Annotated in this window: 7 protein-coding genes and 1 pseudogene; 5 read left to right on the top strand and 3 right to left on the bottom strand. The window is 66.1% G+C overall.

What is annotated here, in order from left to right; genetic code table 11:
* Positions 1–200, top strand: a pseudogene (locus M3461_09590) (integrase core domain-containing protein).
* Between the two features lie 508 nt (positions 201–708).
* Here M3461_09590 and M3461_09585 read toward each other — a convergent pair.
* From M3461_09585 to argE, 3 genes are all read right to left on the bottom strand, one after another.
* A complete protein-coding gene (locus M3461_09585) occupies positions 709–1,179 on the bottom strand; it encodes an AAC(3)-I family aminoglycoside N-acetyltransferase (protein MDQ3774592.1) in 471 nt (156 codons plus the stop codon).
* A 665-nt stretch (positions 1,180–1,844) separates the two neighbouring features.
* Positions 1,845–3,173, bottom strand: coding sequence for an amino-acid N-acetyltransferase (argA, locus tag M3461_09580; protein MDQ3774591.1), 1,329 nt, complete (start codon positions 3,171–3,173; stop codon positions 1,845–1,847).
* A gap of 2 nt (positions 3,174–3,175) precedes the next feature.
* Positions 3,176–4,327, bottom strand: coding sequence for an acetylornithine deacetylase (gene argE / locus M3461_09575; GenBank protein ID MDQ3774590.1), 1,152 nt, complete (start codon positions 4,325–4,327; stop codon positions 3,176–3,178).
* Between the two features lie 148 nt (positions 4,328–4,475).
* Here argE and M3461_09570 point away from each other — a divergent pair, with 148 nt between their 5' ends.
* The 4 genes from M3461_09570 to M3461_09555 form a co-directional block, all read left to right on the top strand.
* Positions 4,476–5,153 carry an outer membrane lipoprotein carrier protein LolA gene (locus M3461_09570; protein ID MDQ3774589.1) on the top strand — a complete coding sequence of 226 codons (678 nt, stop codon included), beginning with the start codon at positions 4,476–4,478 and terminating at the stop codon, positions 5,151–5,153.
* A gap of 116 nt (positions 5,154–5,269) precedes the next feature.
* Positions 5,270–5,485 carry a phosphopantetheine-binding protein gene (locus M3461_09565; GenBank protein ID MDQ3774588.1) on the top strand — a complete coding sequence of 72 codons (216 nt, stop codon included), beginning with the start codon at positions 5,270–5,272 and terminating at the stop codon, positions 5,483–5,485.
* Entirely contained in the window at positions 5,485–6,789 is a 1,305-nt protein-coding gene (locus M3461_09560) for a hypothetical protein (GenBank protein MDQ3774587.1), read from the top strand. Before M3461_09565 ends, M3461_09560 begins: the two co-directional genes overlap by 1 nt.
* On the top strand, positions 6,786–6,977 hold a 192-nt coding region (locus M3461_09555; GenBank protein ID MDQ3774586.1), incomplete at its 3' end, for an FAD-dependent oxidoreductase. The genes M3461_09560 and M3461_09555, both read left to right, overlap by 4 nt.

The raw sequence follows: 6,977 nt of genomic DNA, 5'->3' as shown, positions 1-6,977 counted from the left end.
CCATGGGTTCGGTTGGCGACTGCTTCGATAACGCCATGTGCGAAAGCTTCTTCGCCACGCTGGAATGCGAGCTGCTGGACCGCAGCCGCTTCGAGACCCAGGCCGAGGCCAAGATGGCCATCTTCGCCTTCATCGAGGGCTGGTACAACCCGCATCGCCGGCACTCGTCCATCGCTATGCCTGATAAGACACCCCAAGGACTTGTAGCGGTTTCCCGCCCACTTGGGTCGTGGTTCTCCGACAAGGCATTAGGTTCCAGCCTAGTTCCGTTTCTGAGTTTCCTCATCATTGCCTCAATAGCTGTATACCATCACCATGCTGTGCCCACGACAGGAGCCCGTTGGGGCTTCCCGGGTTCTACAGCGTATCTCTTCCTGCATGCCATGACCTGTGGACTCCGGCGGACCTCCACCTCCTCGCCTTTTCGGAGGTTTCGTGTTGCCTTCGGGCACGTTAAAACCCTCGGCATCCGCAACAATCTCATCTCGAAGCTGTACCAGCACTTCAGGGTGCGCGTCACCCCTACGGCCGACAGGATACTCTGCCTACGCTTAGTCCCTCTTGTTCGCCAGGCTTCTCAGCCTGACTCCACCATGGACCCAAGGCTCGATACGGGTGGGTGGCTAGCCCTTGCCCGACGGGGACTTTCACCCCGTAAGATACGCCGAGCTTATCCCGGCGCGATAACGCTCAGGCTTGAGCGCCTTGTTATGCAGCGCCATTGCCGCCTGTAACGGCTATGTCGAAGTGCAGCACGTCTTCGCGAACTCCAACCTTCGTATATAGCGCGATGGCCGGTTCATCGCCGATATCCGCCTGGACAAAAATAACGTAGGCCGCCCGGGCTGCAGCTATCTTCTTGAGCTTGTTAATCAACACCGTTGCGATGCCCTCCCGTCGATGTGTAGCCGAGACAGCTAGATCGTAGATGTATATCTCACTGCGCTGCTGCTCAAACTTTTTCAGCTCGTAGGCTGCGATGCCGCCAACGACCTCGCCGTTTTTCAACGCAACGAGCGCGATGAAGTAGTCACTGCCGAGCAGTCGCTGGAGATACGCTGCATTCGGTCGGTTCCCCCTATAGGTATCCACTTCATTGAAAGCTTCACCGAAGGTCGCTAACAGGGCTTCCATCAACGCGACGTCGTCGGGTGTGAGTTGGCGAATGCTTAAAGACACCGGCAGTTCCTAAGCTGCATAAAATGAAATGGGTGGCCGATCCCTCGTGTTACAAGGCGGCGGCCGACTCACTGAACGAGTGTAGCACACGGCGCATCAAACACTTAGCAACGGCTTCGTTGCGATCTTGCGCCGAAATAGGCTGCGGGACCGTAGGGGGCTGAGCTGGGGCGCGTCGGCGCCGTATTATATCGCGGGGGGCGCGGCGGCGAGGCTGGCAAGGCCTTGAAGACGAAGGGGATTGTAGAAGGGGGCGCGCGCCCCACCGTAGGGAAACACGGCATGGGCAGACATGAGGATCCGGCCCCGACTGCGGAGCCAACCCGGGCTGCTCGATCAGGTCCGCGGCGTCATCCGGCGGCCGCACTACAACTACAGCATCCACACTGAGCAGGCTAACGTCGATTGGATCCGACGGTTCATCCATGTTCCACGGGAAGCGGCATCGGGCGGAGATGGGTGCGCCCGAGGGGACCGTCTCACCATGCTCCCGGATCGGCTCGGCGGGACCCTCCCCGTTTACCGGAAGTTTTCACCTCGCCGTAACCCGCCGAGGACAAGTAACCGACCCTCGGCACCAATCGGTGGGTTACGACGCCCATCGAGGCCACGGCAACCGGGACGCCAGGGTGGTGCTGCGCGTCTAAACCCACACTGTCATCGGCTCAGAGCGTCTTGGCGAAGACCTTGGAGTTGCGCCGATAGTTGTAGAGGTCCTGGCGTGCGAGGGGCAGGTCCTCGATGCTCACCTCCATCATGCCGCGCTCGACGAACCAGTGGGCGGCCTGGGTGGTCAGGACGAAGAGTTTGCGCAGGCCCGCCGCGCGGGCCTCGCGCTCGACGTTTTGGAGCAGCTCTTCGCCGCGGCCGGCGTTGCGGTAATCAGGGTGTACCGTGAGGCAGGCCAGCTCCGCCAGCCCCTCGCCCTCATAGGGGTAGAGTGCGGCACAGCCGATGATGGCCTCGTCCCGCAGGAGCATGGTGAAATGGCCGATCTCGCGTTCGAGCTTCTCGCGCGAGCGGCGCACCAGCACCCCCTGGGCCTCGAGAGGCTCGATCAGCTCGAGGATCCCCGCCACGTCGTCGATGATCGCGCGGCGCATGCGGTCGAAGGGTGCGGCGCTCACCAACGTCCCGATCCCGTCGCGCTCGAAGAGCTCGAGCAGCAGGGCGCCGTCCCGGCGTCGATCGATGAGATGGGCGCGCGCCACGCCCATCCGGCAACCCTTGATGGCGCACTGTAGCTCGGACAGCCCGAGCCGAGGCGCGCGCATGTTAGACGATCGATTCTGAGCGATCGCGGCCTCTGCCTCTTCCACCGTGATCTGCCGGATCAATCCGCCGGCCTCGTCCACCACCCCTGCGGCATCGATGAGAAAGATGAGCTTGCCGGCCCGAAGCGCGATGGCCACGGCCGTGGCCACGTCGTCGGCGTCGAGGTTGAAGACCTCCCCGGTCGGCGAGTAACCGAGCGGCGGGAGGAGGACGATCTGGCCCTCTGCGAGCCGGGACTGGATGGCCTCCCCATCGATGCGCCGCACCTCTCCGGTGTAATGAAAATCCACCCCGCCCTGGACGCCGAGGGGCCGCGCGGTGACGAAGTTCCCGGATGCGATGCGCAAACGCGCGTTCGCCATCGGCGAGTTGGCAAGGCCCATCGACAGCAATGCCTCGATCTCGATGCGGACGACACCAGCGGCCTCTTTGACCGCCGCCAGGGCCGGCGCCTCCGTGACCCGCAGATCGTTCACGTAACGGCACTCGAGGCCGGAGGCGCGGAGCCTGGCCTCGATCTGCGGGCGGGTGCCGTACGCGAGCACGAGGCGTATGCCGAGGCTGTGAAGGAGCGCGATGTCGTGGATGAGAGAGGCGAAGCGCTCGCCCTGGACCGCCTCGCCCCCGAAGCAGATCACGAAGGTCCGGCCGCGGTGGCCGTGCACATAGGGCGCGACGGCCCGGAACCAAGTGACGAAGGCCTCGGGGCGCGCGTGCAATGCTAGAGACACACGGCCGCGACGACGCGCCGGAGCAGCGTCACCATGGGCGCCAAGCGCTCGGCCGGGAGGTGCTCGTCGGGCTGGTGGGCGGTGGCGATGTCGCCGGGACCGAGGACCACGCTCTCCATGCCGAGGGCGTTGAAGAACGGTCCCTCGGTGGCGAAGGCCACCGCCCCCGCCGGCACGCCGCAGATCTCCTCGATGAGCCGCACGAAGGGGGATGAGCGATCGGTAGAGAGCGGCGGCACGCCATCGAACAGCGCGCGCCGCTCGACACCGAGCCCCGTGCCCGCGAGTGCCTCCTCGGCCCTTCGGGTCAGGGTCGTGCGCAGCGTATCGACCGGCATGCCCGGCAGGATGCGCAGATCAATCTGGACCTCGCATTCCGCGCAGATGCGATTGGGGCTGTCGCCGCCCTCGATGCGCCCGAGGTTCAAGGTCGGGACCGCGACCTCGAAGGCCGGGTCGCGGTAGTCTCGCTCCAGCACGGCGCGCCAGGCGATGAGCGCGCCCAGGACCCTGTGCATCCCGTCGATGGCGCTGTTGCCGAGGCGCGGATCGCTCGCATGGCCGGAGCGCCCCAGTACCCGCAGCGCCTCCATCAGGACGCCCTTGTGCAGGCGCACCGGCTGCATGGACGTGGGCTCGCCGATGAGGACGAAGCGCCCGAGAGGTTCGCCGGCGTCGAGGAGGGCGCGGGCACCGGCCATGGTGCTCTCCTCGTCGGCGGTCGCGACGATGACGAGCGATCTCCTGAGCCGCGCCGGGTCGAGGTCACGGATGGCCTCGATGACGAGCGGAAAGAAGCACTTCATGTCGGCGACACCGAGCCCGTACAACTTCCCGTCGCGTTCGGTGAGGGTGAAGGGATCGCTCCGCCACGCGCCTTCGTCGTAGGGGACGGTGTCGGTGTGGCCGGCAAGCACGAGTCCATCGCTGCCTTCGCCCAGGCGCGCGATAAGGTTGTACTTCCCGGGACGTCCGTAGAGCGGCAGCTGCGCGACCGAAAAACCGAGGTCCGAAAGCCACTCGCCGAGGACCTCGACCACCCCCTGGTTGCCGCGGTCATGGCGCGCATCGCCGCTGCTCATGGAGGGGATGGCCACGAGCGCGCGCAGCATCTCGATCATCGACGGAGGATTGGCGGGCACGATATCGCCCCGAGGTCTTCGCTGGCACCGACGCCGCTTCCGATTGTACACTGCCGTCGCGAGATCTCCGGCTCCGGCCGCACGGCCGGGCGATCCGAGCGCCGGCCGGGCGGTTGCCGCGCCAGGCCCGGTAGCGGAAAATGCCACCATGCCCGGCAACGTCCATCCCACATTCTGGCATCCCCTATTCTGGATTGCCCTCCTGGCCGGCAGCACCGCTTTCGCGGCGCCGCCGCTCTCCACCGAAGACGCCAGGGCGCTGCGCGCCCGATTTCAAACCCGCCAAGGTGAGACGCTCACCTGGTCGGCGACCGTGGTCCAGACGCTCGCCGTAGCCGGACTGCGCGATCCGGTCGTCAGCACGGGCACGCTCGCGTATCGCGCGCCGGATCGGCTCCGTCTCGATTTCACCAAGCCCGCCGGGGAGTTCGTTCTGGTCCTGGGCGATCGGATCTTCATTCAAAAGACCGGCGCACGGCTCGAAAGATCCCTACGGGAGGACAGCACCGGCAAGCCGTTCTTCTCGCTGCTCGGTCTTCTGCGCGGCCAGCCGGCCGAGGAGGAAAGCGACTACACACAAGAGGTCAGGCGCGAGGAAGACCACTACGCCGTCGTCCTCACGCGCAATCCCGACGCCTCCACGCAGATGCCCGCGCGCATCGCAAACCGCATCGCCGCCGACACCCTCGAGGTGCGCGAGGTCGTCGTCGATCTGCCCTCGGGCGGCGTGCTCAGCTACCGTTTCGACGCCATCACGCGCAATGGCCCGCTCGACCCCGCGCGTTTTGCCGTCCCGACCGACCCGACCAGCAGGGAGTTGAGATGATCGGAATAAACTCGCCATTCCACGCCCGAATCGATCCATTTCTATTTTAAACTTTCCATTTTTCTATTTCCAACTTTTTATTGATGGAAGAGACCACCCGGATCGCCACCCGCCTCTTGGGCCACATCCGCAGCGATCTGTTGGAAACCGACGAGTCTTTCGGCCTCGATTCCGACCTCTTCGCGGCCGGCTTGGACTCGATGTCGATCATGCAGATCATCCTTTTCATCGAGGAGGAGTTTGCCGTAAAGCTCCCCGACGGCTCGATCACCCGCGCCGCTTTTGGCACCGCCCGGCACCTCGCCGAAACCGTCCGCCGGACCCGGGGCTGATGGCCACGCCAGGGACGGTGTCGGTGCCCTTGAGCGGCGCGGACTGGTTCCTCGCCACCGCCGAGCGCATGATGCTCGCCGCCGGCCAGGGCGGACACATGGGCCTCACCGTGCTGCGCCTCGGGCCGGGCCTCGACCTGGCCGCGCTCCGCTCTGCCGCCGCCCGACTCGCCGCCGCCAGTCCCATCGCCGCCGCACGCCTACGCAAGACCATCCTCGGCGTGCCGCGCTGGGTGTGGCGCGTGGACGCGCGCCCTTCTTTTCCCGTGGAGGAACATCGCGGGCCACTCGACGAGCTATGCGCGCGGCGTTTGAACGAATCGTTGGCGGCCGCCGTGCGTTTCGACGTGGTCGGCGATGGACACGGCAGCACCGTGGTCCTGCGCTGGCGGCATCTCCTGCTCGATGGCAAGGGCGCCGAGCTCTTCCTCGCCGAGATCGCGCGTTTGGCGGAAAATGCGGACAGCCCGCCACCGCGCCCCGACTCCTGGGGACCGATCACGCCGCGTCCCGGCAGCTTGCGTACCGCGCTCGGCGAGGCGGAGAGATTCAAAGACCGCTTTTACGCCCTGGCGCGCACGTCCATCCGCTCGCTCGGCGGCAGCACGCCCCGGCCCGGCCTGGCGCAGTTTCTCGTCGAGGAATTCAGTGCGGCGGAAACGGTAGAGATCACCGCGCGCGCCACCACGGCGACGCACGAGCTCTTCCGGATGGGTTGGTTTCTCGCGGTGGCGATGCGGGTGCACCACGCCGTGCTCTGCCAGCGCGGCGAAGACGCCGAGTCCTACCAATCCAACTGCCCCGTGCAGGAGCGCAAGCGCGGTGCGCGGCACCCGATCTGGCAAAACCATGTCAGCCAGCTGTTTTTCCGGCTGTTGCCCGCGGAGATCGCCGAGCTCGGCGCGGCAGCGCGCGCCTTGCAGGGGCAGTTCGTCGCACAGACGCGCGAGCGGCTCGATGTGGCCTTCGCCACCACGTCGCGCTTGCTGCGCCGGATGCCGGCCGGGCTTTACCTGCGGGTGATACGCAACGGTTCGCACGGCCATCTCACCTCGTTTTTCTTTTCCCACACCGGCGAGTTTCTCCCCGAGTGTCGAACGTTCTGCGGGGCGCCCATCGCGCACGGCTGGCATGTGCCGTCGGTGTGCCAGCCGCCGGGCACCGGCGTCTTTTTCTCGGAGCGCGACGCGCGTCTCATCGCGGTCATCTCGTGGCGCGAGGGCGCGCTCAGAGCCGGCGAGCTCGACATCATGCGCACGCGACTGCGCGCCGATCTGCTCGGCCCTGATTCGATAAAACCATGAAATGCGACGTGCTGGTCCTCGGTGGTGGCGGCGCGGGTCTCTCTGCGGCCGTGGCGGCGGCGCGCGCGGGCGCGCACACCGTGCTGGTCGAGCGTCACGGCGCGCTCGGCGGGATGGCCGTGGCGGCGCTGGTCCACTCGATCTGCGGGCTGTACCGTTTGCGGAGCGAGCCGGGCGCGGTGCTAGCC

It is taken from the genome of Pseudomonadota bacterium, from assembly GCA_030860485.1.
In the GTDB taxonomy this organism is placed as follows: Bacteria; Pseudomonadota; Gammaproteobacteria; order JACCXJ01; family JACCXJ01; genus JACCXJ01.
Note: the sequence above shows the minus strand (reverse complement) of the source record. Positions and strands in the feature narration are given on the sequence as shown.

Excerpts from the sequence above, each read along its gene's own strand:
- M3461_09570 (MDQ3774589.1), top strand. The coding sequence starts at position 4,476 with ATGCCCGGCAACGTCCATCCCACATTCTGGCATCCCCTATTCTGGATT.
- M3461_09560 (MDQ3774587.1), top strand. The coding sequence starts at position 5,485 with ATGGCCACGCCAGGGACGGTGTCGGTGCCCTTGAGCGGCGCGGACTGG.